Annotated in this window: 16 protein-coding genes; 3 read left to right on the plus strand and 13 right to left on the minus strand. The window is 44.5% G+C overall.

What is annotated here, in order from left to right; genetic code table 11:
• Positions 1–77 precede the first annotated feature (77 nt).
• Positions 78–2,012 (plus strand): molecular chaperone HtpG, encoded by a 1,935-nt coding sequence (gene htpG / locus ACMQ5W_RS17390; protein ID WP_419026255.1) that lies wholly within the window; start codon positions 78–80, stop codon positions 2,010–2,012.
• 73 nt (positions 2,013–2,085) lie between these two features.
• On the opposite strand, the gene ACMQ5W_RS17395 is transcribed toward htpG, so the two are convergent.
• Positions 2,086–4,533, minus strand: a complete 2,448-nt coding sequence (locus tag ACMQ5W_RS17395; RefSeq protein WP_419026256.1) for a DsrE/DsrF/DrsH-like family protein — start codon at positions 4,531–4,533, stop codon at positions 2,086–2,088.
• Between the two features lie 144 nt (positions 4,534–4,677).
• On the opposite strand from ACMQ5W_RS17395, the gene ACMQ5W_RS17400 reads away from it, so the two are divergent.
• Positions 4,678–5,421: an SDR family NAD(P)-dependent oxidoreductase gene (locus ACMQ5W_RS17400; RefSeq protein ID WP_419026257.1), complete on the plus strand. Its 744-nt coding sequence runs from the start codon at positions 4,678–4,680 to the stop codon at positions 5,419–5,421.
• 131 nt (positions 5,422–5,552) lie between these two features.
• On the opposite strand, the gene ACMQ5W_RS17405 is transcribed toward ACMQ5W_RS17400, so the two are convergent.
• From ACMQ5W_RS17405 to eno, 12 genes are all read right to left on the minus strand, one after another.
• Entirely contained in the window at positions 5,553–6,089 is a 537-nt protein-coding gene (locus tag ACMQ5W_RS17405; RefSeq protein ID WP_419026258.1) for a class I SAM-dependent methyltransferase, read from the minus strand.
• A 70-nt stretch (positions 6,090–6,159) separates the two neighbouring features.
• Positions 6,160–6,708: a GNAT family N-acetyltransferase gene (locus ACMQ5W_RS17410; protein ID WP_419026259.1), complete on the minus strand. Its 549-nt coding sequence runs from the start codon at positions 6,706–6,708 to the stop codon at positions 6,160–6,162.
• Between the two features lie 35 nt (positions 6,709–6,743).
• Entirely contained in the window at positions 6,744–7,283 is a 540-nt protein-coding gene (locus tag ACMQ5W_RS17415) for a DUF1697 domain-containing protein (RefSeq protein ID WP_419026260.1), read from the minus strand.
• A 114-nt stretch (positions 7,284–7,397) separates the two neighbouring features.
• Positions 7,398–7,796 (minus strand): arginase family protein, encoded by a 399-nt coding sequence (locus ACMQ5W_RS17420; protein WP_419026261.1) that lies wholly within the window; start codon positions 7,794–7,796, stop codon positions 7,398–7,400.
• Between the two features lie 21 nt (positions 7,797–7,817).
• Entirely contained in the window at positions 7,818–8,279 is a 462-nt protein-coding gene (locus ACMQ5W_RS17425; RefSeq protein WP_419026262.1) for a hypothetical protein, read from the minus strand.
• Positions 8,280–8,453: 174 nt separating this feature from the next.
• The gene (locus tag ACMQ5W_RS17430) at positions 8,454–9,536 is read right to left on the minus strand and encodes a GGDEF domain-containing protein (RefSeq protein WP_419026263.1); all 1,083 of its coding nucleotides are present in this window, start codon (positions 9,534–9,536) and stop codon (positions 8,454–8,456) included.
• Positions 9,537–9,584: 48 nt separating this feature from the next.
• Positions 9,585–10,760, minus strand: a complete 1,176-nt coding sequence (rlmD, locus tag ACMQ5W_RS17435) for a 23S rRNA (uracil(1939)-C(5))-methyltransferase RlmD (protein ID WP_419026264.1) — start codon at positions 10,758–10,760, stop codon at positions 9,585–9,587.
• On the minus strand, positions 10,747–11,868 hold the full coding sequence (gene tgt, locus ACMQ5W_RS17440; protein ID WP_419026265.1) for a tRNA guanosine(34) transglycosylase Tgt: 1,122 nt from the start codon (positions 11,866–11,868) through the stop codon (positions 10,747–10,749). The genes rlmD and tgt overlap by 14 nt, the downstream gene beginning before the upstream one ends.
• A 111-nt stretch (positions 11,869–11,979) precedes the next feature.
• Positions 11,980–13,215 carry an HD-GYP domain-containing protein gene (locus tag ACMQ5W_RS17445; protein WP_419026266.1) on the minus strand — a complete coding sequence of 412 codons (1,236 nt, stop codon included), beginning with the start codon at positions 13,213–13,215 and terminating at the stop codon, positions 11,980–11,982.
• 207 nt (positions 13,216–13,422) lie between these two features.
• Positions 13,423–15,063 carry an FAD-dependent oxidoreductase gene (locus ACMQ5W_RS17450; RefSeq protein WP_419026267.1) on the minus strand — a complete coding sequence of 547 codons (1,641 nt, stop codon included), beginning with the start codon at positions 15,061–15,063 and terminating at the stop codon, positions 13,423–13,425.
• A 4-nt stretch (positions 15,064–15,067) separates the two neighbouring features.
• A complete protein-coding gene (gene ahpC / locus ACMQ5W_RS17455) occupies positions 15,068–15,631 on the minus strand; it encodes an alkyl hydroperoxide reductase subunit C (RefSeq protein ID WP_419026268.1) in 564 nt (187 codons plus the stop codon).
• A 195-nt stretch (positions 15,632–15,826) separates the two neighbouring features.
• The gene (gene eno / locus ACMQ5W_RS17460; RefSeq protein WP_419026269.1) at positions 15,827–17,131 is read right to left on the minus strand and encodes a phosphopyruvate hydratase; all 1,305 of its coding nucleotides are present in this window, start codon (positions 17,129–17,131) and stop codon (positions 15,827–15,829) included.
• A 131-nt stretch (positions 17,132–17,262) separates the two neighbouring features.
• Here eno and ACMQ5W_RS17465 point away from each other — a divergent pair, with 131 nt between their 5' ends.
• Positions 17,263–17,832, plus strand: a complete 570-nt coding sequence (locus ACMQ5W_RS17465; RefSeq protein WP_419026270.1) for a DUF305 domain-containing protein — start codon at positions 17,263–17,265, stop codon at positions 17,830–17,832.
• The last annotated feature ends 27 nt before the right edge of the window (positions 17,833–17,859 follow it).

Here is a 17,859-nt window from a genome sequence, read left to right on the forward strand (position 1 = left end):
ATAGTTTTAGCACTCATTATTTCAGAGTGCTAACAATATCCGATCTTTAAAAAATCAATATATACGGAGGCGAGATTATGGCAAAGAAACAATTTAAGGCAGAGTCAAAGAGGTTATTAGACCTGATGATTCATTCTATCTATACTCATAAGGAGATTTTCTTAAGAGAACTGATCAGCAACGCCAGCGATGCGCTGGATAAGCTGTATTATCAGAGTCTGCAGTCCGGCGATACCGGTATCAAACGTTCTGATTTTCAGATCAACGTGTCAGCAGATAAAGACGCTCGCACCCTGACCATCAGTGATAACGGCATCGGCATGTCAAAAGAAGAATTAGAAGCGAATTTAGGAACCATTGCTAAAAGCGGCAGCTTGACCTTTAAAGAAGAACATGCAGAGGAAGACAAGGACAGCAAAGAGAAAAAAGCCATCGACATCATCGGTCAGTTCGGCGTTGGTTTTTACTCAGCCTTTATGGTTGCTGACGAAGTGATCGTTACCTCAAAAGCCTATGGCAGCCAACAGGCTTACAGATGGCAGTCCAAAGGCGCAGACGGTTATACTGTAGAAGAGGCCGAAAAATCCAATTACGGCACAGAAATCGTCCTTCACATCAAAGAAGACACAGAAGGCGAAAATTACAGCAAATTCTTAGAAGAATACACCGTTCGAGACCTGATCAAGAGATATTCTGACTACATCAGATATCCGATTCAGATGATGGTAGAAAAACACCGTCCAAAAGAAGGGGCAGAACCTGAAGAAGGAACAGCGCCTGAGATGGAAAGCTACATGGAACTTGAAACCCTCAATACTATGGAGCCGATTTGGAAACGTCAAAAGAGCAAAGTAAAACCAGAGGACTATAACGAATATTATAAGAGCAAATTCGGTGACTACGAAGATCCTGTCAAGGTCATCAGAACGAGTGTGGAAGGTGTTTCAAGCTACACAGCTCTTCTCTTTATCCCTGGCCACACGCCATATGATTATTACACAAAGGACTACGAAAAAGGCTTGCAGCTCTATTCTTCCGGCGTCATGATTATGGAAAAGTGTAAAGAACTGCTGCCAGATTACTTCAACTTCGTCAAAGGTCTCGTCGATTCTCAGGATTTGTCTCTGAACATCTCCCGTGAAACCCTGCAGCACGACAGACAGCTGAAGAATATCGCCAAAAATTTAGAGAAGAAAATTAAAAAAGAACTTCTCGACTTTCTCAAGGAAAACCGTGAAGGTTACGAAAAGTTCTTCGATAACTTTGGCAGACAGATTAAATACGGGCTGTATGACGACTTCGGTATGCACAAAGAAGTGCTGGCTGATCTGGTTCTCTTCTACTCTTCTATGGAAAAGAAACGGATTACCTTTGACGAATATATCGCCAAGATGGGTGATGACCAGAAATACATTTATTATGCAGCCGGCGAATCTGTAGAAAAAATCGATATGCTGCCGCAGACCGAGTTTATCAAAGACAAAGGCTATGAAATCCTCTATCTGACCGACGAAATTGATGAATTCGTCCTGCAGATGATGCGCGATTACAAAGAAAAGGAATTCAAGTCCGTTTCGGCGGAAGACCTGGCAGAAGAAGGTTCCAGCGAACAGCAGGAAACCATCAAAAAAGCAGAGGAGGAAAACAAAGAACTGCTTGATTTTATCAAAGATTCCCTGGGAGATAAAGTAACGGAAGTAAAGCTGTCTCCACGACTGAAAAATTCTCCAGTCTGCCTGACTACCAAGGGCGGTATTTCCCTGGAAATGGAAAAGGTCTTAAACGCCATGCCGACTGATCAGCAGATCAAAGCAGAACGGATTCTGGAAATCAACCCAGATCACGAAGTGATGAACACACTGCAAGAAGCCTATGCTGCTGGAGAGGAAGGAAAAGAAAAAGTAAAGACTTACGCAAGTCTGCTATATAATCAGTCCCTTCTCATCTGTGGGCTGACCGTAGACGACCCTGTTAAATTCAGTGAGGATATTTGCAAGCTGATAGTAAAATAATATTGAAAACAAAAGCGCAGAGAATTATGAATAAACTGATTCCCTGCGCTTTTTATTTTTCTAATTTATTGAACTAGATAAATAGATTGACATTTGATTTCTCCGCATCGCCCAGATAACTGGCAACGCCAGCCAGCTCCACGCCGTCTATCAATTCCTCCGGTCTGATTCCCATGACATCCATGGACATAGTGCAGGCTACCAGCTTAACACCATTCTTCTTCGCCTGCTCCATCAGTTCTTCCAGAGAAGATACGTTCTTTTTCTTCATGACGCTCTTCATCATTTTTGTCCCCATACCCAGCATGTTCATATTTGAAAGCTTCAGCTTTGACGTTCCTCTCGGCATCATCCTGCCAAACATCTTTTCAATAAAAGACTTCTTTACTTTTACATACGTCGATTTCCGCAGCGCATTGAGCCCCCAGAAGGTAAAGAACATGGTTACCGGACGGCCCATGGCTGCGGCCCCATTAGCGATGATAAAGGATGCCAGCACCTTATCCAAATCTCCATCAAAGACGACCATTGTTTTTCCCTGCGGCAGTTCTGCGGCTGCCTGGCAAGACTGCTGCGCCATGGTCACCTGACTTCCCTTTCTGATGGTTACGATGTTCTCTTTTCCTTTGCGTTCTCTTCCTTCAAAGGTGTTGCCAGTCCGCTCGCACCAACTCTCTACGTCCTTTGCAAAACCCATGTCTGTAGCGGACACTTTGATACATTCTCCCTCTTCCATACCATTTAATGCCGCATTGACTTTCATGATCGGACCGGGACACTGCAGACCACAGCAATCCAGAATTTTGATCTCTTTATCTGACACTTCCCTCACCTCTTCTTTTATTTGCTCAAAGCCTTTTCTCTCTGGTTTACTATAAAAGGTCTTATAGAACCCTGAACCGCCTGCTAAAACCCTCACGTCATGAAAACCGTTCTGCATCAGCATTCGCGCCCCATTATAGGACCTAACACCGATCGCACAGTAGGTTACAATGGTTTTCTCTTTCGGAAGTTCACCCATCCTCGCTCTCAACTGTCCGAGAGGGATGTGGATGGAGCCTGGCATCTGCCAAACGGATCGTTCCACATCTTCTGACACATCCAATACCACCATATCATCAGAAATTTCCTCCGGCATCACGAAACGAACCAAACCTTTGATAATATTATCAGCTACGAATCCTGCCATATTTACTGGATCTTTTGCCGAAGAATAAGGAGGTGCATAAGCCAGCTCCAATTTTGCCAAGTCTCTGATCGTGCCGCCTACTCTCATGGTCGTCGCAATGGTATCAATTCGCTTGTCAACACCATCCTGGCCAACGATTTGGGCGCCAAAGATTTTTCCGTCTAGACCAAAGAGCAGTTTCAATGTCAGCGGAATCGCCATCGGATAGTAACCAGCGTGAGACTTCTGATTGATCAGCGCCACTTCGTAATCTTTTCCTTTTGTCATACCCAAACTCTGCAGTGTCTTTTCGTTGACACCTGTTGCAGCGGCTGTCAAGTCGAAGACCTGCGCCACGGAAGTACCTAAAGAGCCTTCATATTCCTCCATCTGATCATCCAGCCTGCAGATATTATTCGCTGCGATTCTGCCCTGTTTGTTGGCGGGACCAGCCAGAGGAATCATGACATTTTTGCCTGTCACCAAATTTTCTACCTCGATGACATCACCGACTGCCCAGATGTACGGGTCTTCTGTTCTCAGTGTCTTGTCGGTTTTGATGCCTCCCTTTTCGTTAAGGGGAAGTCCTGCCTCCTTTGCCAGCTGGCTGTTTGGTCTGACACCGATGGAAAGCAGAACCATATTCGCCGCTATGGATTTTCCACTGGACAGGTTGATCAGGGTTCCATTTTCTTTTCTCTCAAAAGAACTGACTCCGTCGCCCAGACAAAGCTCTACGCCGTTCAGGTCTATATTTTCGTGGAGCATCTGCGCCATTTCGAAATCTATCGGTGCCATGACCTGATTCTGCGCCTCGATGATAGAGACGTGAATTCCCCGTTTATGAAGATTTTCCGCCATTTCCAAACCGATAAAACCGCCGCCGATGACAGCTGCCGTCCTCGGATGCTGCGTATCGACCAATTTTCGAATTCGATCGGTATCATCGACATTCCACAGCGTATAGATTCCTTCACCGTCAATGCCTGGAATTGGCGGTTTCAGCGGTGAAGAGCCTGTAGCAATAATCAAGTTATCATAACTTTCTTTATAAAGTGTTCCGTCACTATTTTTTACATCAACAGTTCGTTCCTCTCTGTTGATTTTCACTACTTCATTTTCAACCCTTACATCTATGTTAAATTTCGATTTCATCGCTTGCGGCGTCTGTACTAGAAGAGAATCTCTACTTTTAATGACATCGCCAATGTAGTACGGCAGACCGCAGTTGGCATAGGAAATATACTTTCCTCTCTCCATCATGATAATTTCCATATTCTCATCTAATCTGCGAAGTCTTGCTGCGGCTGTAGCGCCTCCAGCTACGCCTCCGATAATGACTGTTTTGCTCATGATAAGTCCTCCTCGTTATCAATGTAACTTTATTTTACCTTGTTTTGAGCCCGAAGTTCTGTAACAAAGTCACAATAGCATGAATTTCTACGTTTTGGGGTATAACTAAGCACAAATCAACATTACAAATTTGGAGGTTAGAATATGTTAGAAAATAAAGTCGCAGTCATTACAGGCGGAACAAGGGGCATCGGCTATCAGACTGCAAAGACGTTCCTGAAAAACGGCGCAAAGGTTTTTATCTTTGGGACGAGAAAGGAAACGGTGGAAAAAGCTCTTGAACAGCTGAAAAAGGAGATTCCAAACGCTGATGCCGAGGGAATGCATCCCGATATCACAAATTTTGATCAGGTGCAGAAAGCGATCAAAGAAGTGAAGGAAAAGTCCGGCAGGATTGACATTTTGATCAATAATGCAGGCATTTCGTCAAAAGAGTCCTTCTATGAATATACGTCAGAGTCCTTTGAAAAAATCATCAACCTCAATGTGAAGGCGGTGTTCAACTGTGCCAAAGCGGCCGCCCCCATCATGAAAACCCAGGGAGGCGGCGTCATCCTGAATACCAGCTCCATGGTCAGCCTCTACGGACAGGCTGCCGGTGTCGGATACCCGACGTCAAAGTTTGCCGTCAACGGCCTGACCAAGTCTCTTGCCAGGGAATTGGGCAAAGACAACATCCGCGTCAACGCCGTAGCGCCGGGCATCATCGAAACCGACATGTTCAAATCCCTGCCAGAAGAGCTGCGAAAAAGCGTTACAGAAGGTATTCCGCTAAAACGTCTGGGCGAGCCGCAGGATATTGCCAACGCCTTTCTCTTCCTCGCCAGCGACCTGGCCACTTATGTGAACGGGGAAATTCTATCCGTCGATGGAGCTGCCATGGTGTAGGACATTTCCCTAAAATGGAAAAAGTACACTGCATCTCATTTGAGAAGCAATGTACTTTTTTATTTATAAGTAATTTGATAGGTATGATTCTTTGATGAAATGTTGTTCTGCCCGATAACCTGGAAATTATATTACTTTTTTGCCGTAATAAGATATAGCGACTTCATCGTATTGGGGATAAGCCCTATACTTATATCCTCAAATCCGGCCGTGTTTAAATATCCGCTTACTCTTTTTTTATCTGTAAAGATGCCGCCATCTAATTTCTGCATTAACAATCCAAGAATACGATTGCTCATCCAATCTTCAAGTAACGGATCACCGATGATAATTCTGCCGCCTTTTTTAAGAACTCGATATATTTCGCTGACTCCTCTGTTTTTTTCTTTCCAGTGATGTAACGACAGTACGGTAATAACCAAGTCAAACGATTCTGAAACAAAGGGCAGTTGTTCAACACTTCCTTTCACAAATGTTATATTGTCAGATGAAAAAGACTTGGGAACAGAAGTGTCAACAGCAGTAATATCGCTATGCGGAAATGCCGCAGAAACTGCTTGCGTAAACGCCCCATCTCCGCAGCCGACATCTAAAATAGTTTGCGGAATTGTCGATGAACAACTAATTTCATTTAAAACTGCATGATGTATCGCTCTCAATACCTTCACCTCAATCTCTATTTCTGAATAACCCAAGATCTGACAATTTCATATTTTTCATAGTACCCTAAACTGCATTTTATCTGCTCAACTCTAAAAAATATTCTCGGTTATCAAAATGACGAACACCATCAACATGGGAAACAATACCATCTCTTTCATAAACGAAGCCAAGCTTTTCAAGCACCTTTGCAGAAGCAAGGTTTTCCTTTGCATGACTGCCAGCAATTCGTTTTATTCTCAAATTGGCGGCGGCAAAACTGAGTATTGCCTGCATCGCTTCGGTGGTATATCCGTGATTCCAATGCGTTTTCATGATGTTATATCCGATTTGAAATTGTTGCCATCGTTCTTCCCAAATTAACCCACCAGAACCAAAAAGCTGCCCTGTTTCTTTCAATACAAATCCCCAAATGTAATTGTCATTTTCTAAAATATTTCCTATATCATCCTGTTTCCACTCGATTTCCTTCAGCCATTCAATTGTATCATCAATCGAACGGTGAGGAAGCCAACTTACATATTCTGCTACTTCCGCATCGCCCGTCCACCCATAATAAGCGATATCTGCATCTTCAAGTGTAAGCGGACGGAGAAACAAACGTTCTGTTTCCATAATATTTATCATCTCAGCACCCCTACAAATTCGAATTTGAATCGCAATTACATATTAACGATTTTTCTAGTGGTGTTGGCAGTTCTGATCGTCAGCTTGTCGCTGATCGTTGTACTTGCCGTCTTAGGCCACCAATTGGTTTTTTGATACTCTTTCAGACGAAAAGACCAGAATATCGTTTCTTTGTAATTCTGTATCTTTTCCAATCCTTCCTTTGGCTCACCGATTTCATGAAATACATCAGAAAATGTGGCCGGCGGTATCATAAAAATCAGATTATCATAGATTTCTTTATTGTCATCTCCCCACCACTCCGGGGCATTGAGCAGAATCTCCTCCAGTCTTTTCTGAGGGATAACAAATACAGGAATATCAAAACCAAACTGTTCTTTTATCATTGTTTCAATCTGTTTTGTCAGCTTTTCTATTTCCTCATTACCACTTGAGAAAATCACATTACCGCTGTTCAGATATGTCTTAACCTCTTCAAAATCGAGCTTTTCGAATCCCTTTTTTAACTCTGCCATTGGTATTTTATTCTTTCCGCCTACATTAATTCCTCTTAACAAGGCAACGTATCTTTTCATATCCTCAAGCACCTCTTTCGACTTCTAAACACTATTTTTTTCTTTTATGCCCGTAATATATTGCAACGGCGGCACATATGATCGCCGCGCCTATTGCTATCCACAATGCAAAGTTCATCCGAACACCTCCCCGTATTCCGTAAACAGTTTTATTTCAGAGAACATCTTGTGCAGCTTATGTTCATCAAAAGGCAGGTACTCTGCAATAGTAAAGCCGACCACGTCAGATTCCTCTGTGATAACCTTCAGCACCTCGGCGGCACTTTCCATCGTCATCTTCCCGCCGCCGGAGCCATCGCCTATGCCTTTTAAAAAGTTCTCCTGGTACTCATGCAGCGGCTGCAGGCCGACATACATCACTTCATCGGCTTTAAACCTTTTGTTCTCCATCTGTTCAGAAAGCTGTGATGCTCCATACCCCAAAAGGGAACCCAGCACCATGGCGTGAGCGTTGGGATAACCGTCTTCTGTGGTGGACACGTCAGGATGGGCATCAATCCAGATTATTACCATATTTTCATATGCATAGAATGCTTATTTCATGCGCTTGGCATATAGATCAAAATTAACATGCCACTTGCCGTCATCTTCAACCATAACGTCCTGCCAATGAAAATGCTTGTCCTCGATTTTGGCAAAGACCCATTTTCTTCTATCGTCCTCCGTATTCGTAAGGACGATTCTGTCACCCTGCTTTCTTGCCTCAAACCGCATAATTTTGCCGGTAAAGCAATATGCCACATCCCAGCCTCGCGTGTCAGGGTTGAAAACGCGAAGTGTTGTTCCGTATTCAAAACCGGGCAGGACAATCACATCCTGTATCGCCATTCCTTCAAGCACCCATGAAAAATGCCATTCGCCTTTTCGCACGCGAGAAGTGCTGTTGTCGATATAGTCGATTTTCCAGCTGCCGATCAGTTTCCCGAAATAGTTGCAGTCTTCGGGCAGCTCTGTATTTTTCCTTTCGCTGGTCAATGCTTTGATAAAGTTTTGCATATATCAGTCCCTCCTCTTCATATACAAAAAATCACGATTTCAAATAATATTATGAAAACGTCGTTAGGTCGTGAAAACATTATACCGTGCTTTCACCTCGCTTTCAATTCATTCCAGAGAAAAAACACCCCGCTTTCCGCAGAGTGTCTTTCCTTCATTTAGAAATGACCCATATTATTTATCTATCTTTTTAACCAGGCCGTTCTTCCCCATTGCCTTCGCTTCATAAAGCGCATCGTCTGCAATCTTAAATAGCCGCTCCAAACTTTCATTTTTCTTTTTCGCGATGACTGCGCCCATGCTGCAGGATATCTTAAAGTTTTCCTCATCTAACGTCAAACTTTCAAGCAGACTTAAAATCTCTTCACACTTTCTCTCAATGATTTCATCGTCAAAGATATTTTTCATCAGGACGACAAACTCATCGCCGCCAAAACGGCCTACAATATCATTGCCTCTGAAAGCTTCATGCAAAATCTCGCCCACCTGATTTAACAACCGGTCTCCAACTTGATGACCATATTTATCATTGACTTTCTTAAAATTGTCCAAATCGATGATAAGAAGCGCGCAATTGGTATTGTCAATCCTAGTCAGCAGGTAACGGCCAATTTGACTGAGGGCAGTGGATTTGTTCAGCACGCCTGTCAAAGAATCCGTCATAGATAGATGCCTGTATGTCAGTTTGTCGTAATTATCTTTGCTCCTCAATCTGAGAATGATGGCAGTCACCAGCATGCCAAAAGAAAGCCCTGCCAGTGAATAGAAAATATCCGCGTAAACAAGTATGGCGTCCTTTACCATGAACAATGCGATAATATATTCAATTTCTACCAGTATCATCGTCAAATAGATTCTGAAAAGACTCAATACGAAAGCCGCCGGTGTCACTACAAACAAGAGCGGAATAAAAGAGCTCAAAGTTTCTGGCTCGTAGAATACGTCAATTTTGATGATACATGTTGCAATCAGCAGCATATATATCATACAGAGATTCGCCACCACTTTGTCGTTTTTGTAGTGTATCGATTTCAGCTTCGCAGCTAAAAATATAAAGCCTAAATTGATCATAGCCACCTGCAAATGCTCTTGTTTCAGCACCCATGACGGTAAGAGCATTTTAGCAAAACACAATAATACCATCTCTATGACAATGGTAAAAATGCCAATCCATATCATTAAATGTAAATTTGTATCTGAAATTTCCTCCTTTGCAGTCGAAAAATATTTTTCCCTGATTTCCTTATTTTCTCTCAACACACATAACACTTTGTTCATACCCAATTTGTAACTATCAGATCCTTTCTATCTCTTTTTCCTTTCCAAGAGACAGATGCACTCTGTATGTTTCGTTCCCGGAAAGTTGTCAAAGCATTTGGCATATCTGACCGCATAACCTTCATAAACGAATTGCTGCAGGTTGATAGCCAGAGTCTTTGGGTTACAGGAAATATAGATGATCTGATCAACACCATAGCTGACAATCTTGCCTACCGCTTTGGTACTCATACCGACCCGCGGTGGATCAACCACAATCACATCAGGCTTCTCTTCGCGCTGTTCCAGCACTTCAAAGACATCGCCTGCGAGAAACCGGCAGTTTTCCAGTCCATTCAGCTTGGCATTTTCCTTTGCTGCCTCCACTGCTTCTTCTACGATTTCGATTCCCAGCACTTCTTTTGCCTTCAAAGCTAGTACCTGGCTGATCGTTCCCGTACCACAATATAAATCGAATACGGATTTGCCTGCAAAGTCTTCGACCAGCGCTAAAGCCTCACTGTAGAGTCGCTCTACCGCCTCAACGTTGGTCTGGAAAAACGAAAATGCACTGACCCGAAACTGCAGACCCAATATGGTTTCCATATAATAATCTTTTCCCCAAAGAATTTTTAGCTCTTCACAGGTTACTTTGTCGGCGATATTGTCATTTAAAGTTCTTAAGATTCCACTGATTTTATTAGTAAGCGGTAATGCTAACAAACCATTGACATAAGCTTCCTCATCAAAACCGTCCTCTCTTGAAGTGACAATATTGATTAATAGTTCACCGGTCCTGATCCCTTTTCTGACAATCAGATGCCGCAAAAGACCTGTGTGAGATTTCTTATGATAATGTTTATAACCCATCTCAACTGCAAAGTCTAGGGAAAACCGTAGAATTTTGTTGAAGTCCTCATCAACTAATTGACAGTGGTCTACCGTGACAATCGACATGAAATTTTTCTTCTTATGCATACCCAGGCAAATCGGTCCATCCTTTACAAAATCGCCAAATGTATACTCCATTTTATTCCTGTATCTATATCGATGTTCCTCGGGACAGCCCTCAATTCCGTCGAAAATATCCGCCTGAATGTCCTTTTCTGCAAAAATATTTTTTACTTCTGCCTCTTTGATTGCCAATTGTTCTTCGTAAGGTACACCTTGGTAAATGCATCCTCCACAAAATTCGTCGTGTTGGCATACTTTAAAATTTTCCATACTGATCATAAAACTCCTTCTTGAACTCTAAAAATCGATCTTCCTCTATTGCGGTTCTGATATTTTCCATCATCTTCAGCAGAAAATGGAGATTGTGATTGGACAACAGCATCGCAGACAGCATCTCATCAGCTTTGAAGAGATGACGCAGATAAGCTTTTGAGTAATTTTTACAGGTATAACAGTCGCATTCTGCATCCAGCGGTGCAAAGTCTTTCTCGAACTTGGCATTTTTGATATTGACACGTCCATGACTGGTCATCGCCAAACCGTGACGTGCAATTCTAGTCGGCAGAACACAGTCGAACATATCCACGCCTCGCTCTACCCCCTCAAAGAGATAGTCCGGACTGCCGACGCCCATCAGATACCTTGCCTTTTCCTGCGGCAGATAATCTACACAATCGTCAAGCACCTCCAGCATCAGATCCTTAGGCTCACCGACAGAAAGCCCTCCAATAGCATAACCTGGTAAGTCTAGTTCGACGATTTCTTCGGCGCTTTGCTTGCGCAGATCTTTGTACATACCGCCCTGCATGATACCAAAAAGAGACTGACGTTCTATATCTTTATGGGCTGCTTTGCATCGTTTCAGCCATCTGGTCGTGCGTTCCAGGGAATCTTTGACGTATTTTCTGTCAGCCGGATAAGGCGCGCACTCATCAAAAGCCATCATGATATCCGATCCCAAAGCGTTCTGTATCTCTATGGCCTTTTCAGGCGTCAGCATGTGTCTCGACCCGTCAATATGGCTTTGAAACTTCACGCCTTCTTCAGTAATTTTTCTCAATTTTCCCAGGGAAAAAACTTGAAATCCTCCACTGTCGGTGAGAATCGCCTTGTCCCAATTCATGAACTTGTGAAGGCCTCCCGCTTCCTTGATCAGCTCATGTCCCGGTCTCAGATATAAGTGGTACGTGTTAGACAGGATAATATTAGCGCCCATCTCCTTTACCTGCTCCGGCCGCATTGCCTTTACTGTAGCCTGGGTGCCCACCGGCATAAATACCGGCGTCTGTATATCGCCATGAGGGGTGTGAACGATGCCCCTGCGAGCTTTTGTCCTGCTATCTGTTTTCAGCAGCTCATAAGTAACCGCGTGTTTCATAAAAGAACCTCTCTATTCAAAAATATATTTCTGCAATAATTAACGGTACGTCATCTCTAGTCTGACGTACCGTATATCTGTCATAAATTATACAATTTTAGGGCACCAAAGTCAACCTGTTATACCGCGGTGCTTTTCGAGTAAAACTTCATATTCTTTCTGTAAGCCGTAATAGGTCCTTAGAATCGGCGTACACTTGTCTTTGACCTCCGCAAGAATATCATCAAAGTTCTCTCTGATGATAGAGACAATCTGAGAATTGATCTTTCCATTGGACGCCTGTTCCTCCAAAATAGACAACGTCTTTTCTTTGGAGTAAGCTTCTTTATAACTGCGCGTGCCTAAAAGCGCACTGACGATATCAGCTACAGCTACCACCTGCTCTTCCATCGACATTTCGTCTCCGCGCATACCTCTGGGATAACCACTGCCATCCAGTTTTTCGTGATGGCGAATTGCGATTTTTGTAATGTCCGGAGTAATCGTACCAGCGAGAATTTCTTCTGTTATATTGACATGGGTGCGCATGATTTTCATCGCCTGAGGACTTAATTTTCCTGGAAACTCTAAGATTTCCACAGGAATACCGATTTTCCCCAAATCGTGAAGTAAAGCGCCATAATAAATATGACGTATTTGTTTTTCATTCATCCCCATCAAGCGTGCCGTACTGGTGGTGGTAATCGTATGGGTCACTGTATGCTGGTTTCTAAAGTCGATGGCAAAGATCATCATTTTTAGATAGTCTTCGCATTCTTCAGCGCTGAGAACTACATCAGGCATGACCTTTTTCAAATCTGTCTCAGCGTTTAAATCCTCTATCACATGATAGTTCTGCTGGGTTTCCATAAAAAGATCCACAATTTCACTGCGAAAACGGCTGCCACGGCTTCTGTTTAAATACTGGTTCAACGCCTCCCGATGGGGATGATGCAGCCAAAACATATCTACTCTGTCAGCCAGATTCACAACCTGAGAGATTTTTGCGATTCGCTCCGCCACACCGTCAAGGTGATCTGCAGAAATGTGATGATAGAGAATGACATCAGCCCATTCCCTCAAAGGTGATAAATGATAGAGGAAGAGATATCCGTAGATGGAATGCTCCCAAATATCCACAGTCTCAAATTTTGCCATTTCGTTGATTTCTTCTGTCTTGTATGCACCGACATCGTGGAGCAGTGCGAGAAAGAAAATATCCTGTTTCTCCTTCTCGGAGTATTCCCCTGAGGTTTCCAGCATACGAGAGACCAGGTAGGCAACCCTCTTTCCATGGTCTACCAGTCTCGGATCAACATGGTTCAACGTTCTCTGTATCAGTCCACTGATATTATTGCTATTTACCACTGAAGTCATCTTCTTTATGCCCTCTCTATCTATGATTTAGACATATTCTACCATGTAAGACTCACTAAGTAAACAGAAATCTCTTCTACTATGTACCTCATTAAACCGATGGAAATACCTTCCTCAGATTATATTTCCTATGCATGAAAAAACAGCACCTGTCTGTAGCAGATGCTGTCAATTTTCATGCCAATTCATACGCAATATCTATAACCCGCCTATCATGTCCAGCAATTGGCGGATGTTTTTCTTACCGAACATAGGTTCTCTGTCATTGATAACCATACAGGGTACGCTCATAACCTGATATCGGTCCTTTAAATCTGGAAAATGATTCAGGTCATAAACTTCCGCTCTGACAAATTCACTTTCTGCCGCGATTCTCTGAGCAGCGGTTACCAGTTCCGGACACATGGTGCAGGACAGAGAAATCATGATTTTCATCTCCACAGGTTTTTTAATGGTCTGTATCATTTCTATCACTTCTTGCTCTACCGCCTGTCCCGGTCCTGCCGCATTATACAGACCCAGTATGAAGGAAGTGAATTCGTGACCGCCTGGTACACCATGGAAGGCGAGGCCGGTTTCAGTTCCATCCTCTGAACAGATTTTCACACAAGGATAGGATGAATCTGTTCCCTCTTCTGCGACTTCGACAGAAAGCTTCTCTGTCAGCGCAGCCAGAACCTCCATATAGTTGCGCAGCTCTGCAGAAATTGGCCGGTTGTCCAGATACAGCTTCAAAATCAAAGAATGCTGCATCTTTTCAAAGACGGCGTTGAGCTGCTTCAGCATGTCCGCAGTAAATAAGCTTTCCCCATCAGATAAATGTACTTCTTCAGAATCACGTTCTTCTGGCAGCTTAGGGCCTTGCGGTCGTGGCTGTATACCCGTTTTTCTCTGCATGGCCGCTGCGTAATGCTCCAGTTCCGTAGCAGCAAGGGCGCCTTCGCCAACTGCCGTCACCACCTGGCGCAGACTTTTCACACAGATGTCTCCGGCGGCATATAGGCCTTCTACATTGGTTTTCTGGCGCTCGTCTGTCAACACATAACCCTGGTCGTCAAGCTCTGCGATGTCGCGCACCAGTTCGGTTGCCGGCTCATAGCCGGCAAAGATGAACAATCCAAAGGTCTCGCCAGCCGGCGGCCTGTATTCAGTCACTTCTCCGTTTTTGAGGTTTCGATAACGCAGATAGCGAAGTACCGAGTCGCCCTTTACCTCTTCTACTTCTACATTTGGTAATATCTTAATCTTTTCGTGACTGCGGGCCATATCTGCAGTCGCCTTCGCACAAGTAAAATCGTCACTCCGCATGAGTATGGTCACTTGCCTTGCATACTTAGCCAGAAAGACGCTTTCTTCGGCAGCTGCAAACCCTCCGCCGACGACAAAGACATCCTTGTCAGTAAAGAATTCACCGTCGCAGGTTGCACAGTAGGCGACACCATGTCCGCGAAATATCTCTTCTCCTAAAAATCCTGCCAGCCGCGGTTTTGCACCAGCCGCCAGCAGTACGCAGAAGCAGGATAATTCTCCTCTGCTGGTCTTCACAGTCTTTATATCCCCGGAAAGTGATAATTCCTCAGCCTCAGCCATTAAAAATTCAACGCCAAAGTTCTCTGCCTGCAGACGCATGGTCTCTGTCAATTCCGGTCCGCTGGTCTTTTCTACGCCTGGATAGTTGACGACATCTAAAGTCGTCGCAATCTGCCCGCCAAATTGTTCTTTTTCTACGACGACGACTCTGTGACGGGCTCTCGCTAAATAAAGGGCGGCGGTAAGTCCCGCAGGACCTCCGCCGATGATAACCACGTCATAAATCTGGTCGTTTCTTTGATTTTTCATAGGCTTACAGCTGCCCTACCAGATCCAGACTCGGCTTTAAGGTTTCCCCACCTGGCTGCCACTTCGCCGGGCACACCTCATCGCCGTGCTCATGGACAAACTGGCTGGCCTGCACTCTGCGCAGCAGTTCGTCGGCATTGCGGCCTACGTTTCCTGCGATGACTTCGTAAGCGACGATTTTACCCTCTGGATTGACGATGAAGCTGCCTCTTTCCGCTACGCCGCCCTCTTCAATATACACTTCAAAGTCCTTGGAAATGGTGTGAGTCGGGTCTGCCAGCATCGGGTATTGGATTTTTTTAATCTTTTCCGAAACATCGTGCCACGCTTTGTGGACAAAATGCGTATCACAGGATACCGCATAAATTTCACAGCCGATTTTCTGAAACTCTGCATACTTATCTGCCAGATCCTCTAACTCTGTCGGGCAGACAAAGGTGAAATCTGCCGGATAAAAGAAAAACACACTCCACTTACCTAAAAGTTCTTCCTTTGTTACCGTTCTGAAATCACCATCCTGAAAAGCCTGTACGGCAAAATCATTTATTTCTTTATTTATCATAGACATAAAACGAATCCCCTTTTCAATTTAAATATAATCAAAAGTTAGTATTCCCTAACTCATGTATTTTATTATATTTTTTTGCACCCTGTTTGTCAATACATGTTCAAGAGAAGGAAGAATTTACATATGCAGAGTTCTAAATTTTCCGCTTCTCTCAAGGTTTTTGGGCAATTTCAAAATGATTCACAGCCAAAAAATTCAGCGAGGGAAACCCTCGGCATGGAATGCTGTAAATCCCGGATAAACGCCGCCTTCACCCAGCTCCTCTTCAATACGCAGCAGCTGATTATATTTTGCTGTTCGTTCACTGCGGCTGGGGGCGCCGGTTTTAATTTGGCAGGTATTCAGTCCAACGGCCAAGTCCGCGATGGTGGTATCCTCCGTTTCCCCTGACCTGTGAGAAACGATAGCAGTGAAACCGGCTTCATGGGCCATCTTAATGGCTTCCAGGGTTTCTGATACACAGCCGATCTGGTTCAGCTTGATCAAAATGGAATTGCCGCAGCCAAGTTCGATACCCTTAGCCAGACGCTGGGTATTGGTGACGAACAGATCGTCGCCCACCAGCTGGACACTGTCGCCCAACTCTTCGGTCAGCAGCTTCCATCCTTCCCAGTCCTCTTCGTCCAGACCGTCTTCAATAGAGTAGATCGGATATTTTTCGCAGAGTGATTTCCAATGTGCCGTCAGCTCTGCAGAGGTAAATCTCAGCCCGCTCTTAGGGAGAAGATAGGTTCCCTGTCGTTCACCTTTCCACTCACTTGCTGCCGCATCCATAGCCAGGACAAAGTCTTTTCCCGGTTCATACCCGGCTTTGTCAACTGCCTCCAAGATATAGTCCAGGGCTTCTTCGTCACTGGCAAGATTCGGTGCAAAGCCTCCTTCATCTCCTACAGAAGTAGCCAGTCCTCTGGACTTTAACAGGTCGGCTAGGGCGTGGAAGACTTCGCTGCACTGGCGCAGGCCTTCACGAAAAGACGCTGCACCTACGGGCATAATCATAAACTCCTGTACATCCACAGTATTTGCCGCATGGGCGCCCCCATTTAAGATATTCATCATGGGGACAGGCATGCGGTTTCCGGCAAGCCCGCCTAAAAACCGATAGAGGGAAAGTCCCAGGGCCTGAGCTGCTGCTCTCGTACAGGCGATGGACACGGCGAGGATTGCGTTGGCGCCCAGACGGGATTTGTCCGTAGTGCCATCTGCGCGGAACATCGCGCGGTCTACCTTGTAGATATCGCGGGCATCCATACCGCGCAGAACCTCGTCGATGACCGTATTGATATTGTTCACAGCCTTTGAAACCCCTTTTCCTCCATAGCGCCCAGAATCACCATCTCTCAACTCCAGGGCTTCCCATTTGCCAGTAGACGCTCCGCTGGGAGCCATACCACGTCCCTCGGCGCCGCCTGCAAGGCGCACCTCCGCCTCTACAGTAGGATTTCCTCTGGAATCGATGATTTCACGTCCAATCACAGTTTCAATCAAAAATGTATTCATATTCAATCCTTTCCCATTACACATAAAGTTGATAGAAGTATTATATCCCCATTTGCCTCTGTTAAATCAATTGCGACGGATTCAACGCAGCAGGTGCCCCTGCATATAATAATAAGAAAAGGAGGTGAATTATGAAATATTCAAATCAACTAAGCGACGTAGCAAAGAACTATCTCTCTGCCTATTACTGTATTTTGGATGAAATGATACGGGGGATGACCCAGGCGGAATTAACCAGCAGTATTTCCGCAAATTTTATCGTGCAGATGATTCCTCACCACATGGCAGCCATAGAAATGTCCCACAACATCTTAAAATATACGACCAATATCCCTTTACAGGATATTGCCTCAAATATTATTACATCCCAAACAGAGAGTATCCAGAACATGCGTCAGATTCAGGGAACCTGCAGTGAACACCAAAACTGCGACCGTGACATAGAACTGTATCAGCGCAGGGTAAACCAAATCCTGCAGACCATGTTTACAGCTATGAGCGGTGCTCGTGCTGACAATAGAATCAACTGTGACTTCATGCACGAGATGATTCCCCACCACAGAGGTGCAGTGGAAATGTCGAAGAACGCCCTGGGGTTCGACATCTGTCCCCAGCTAAAACCCATATTGGATGCGATTATCACTTCGCAGCAGAAAGGAATCAAGGAGATGCAGCAGCTGCTCCGCTGTCTCGGGTGCTAAATGAATCAAAGAAGGTCTCACATCATT

The organism is Emergencia sp. (assembly GCF_048465375.1).
Taxonomy (GTDB): Bacteria; Bacillota; Clostridia; order Peptostreptococcales; family Anaerovoracaceae; genus Senimuribacter.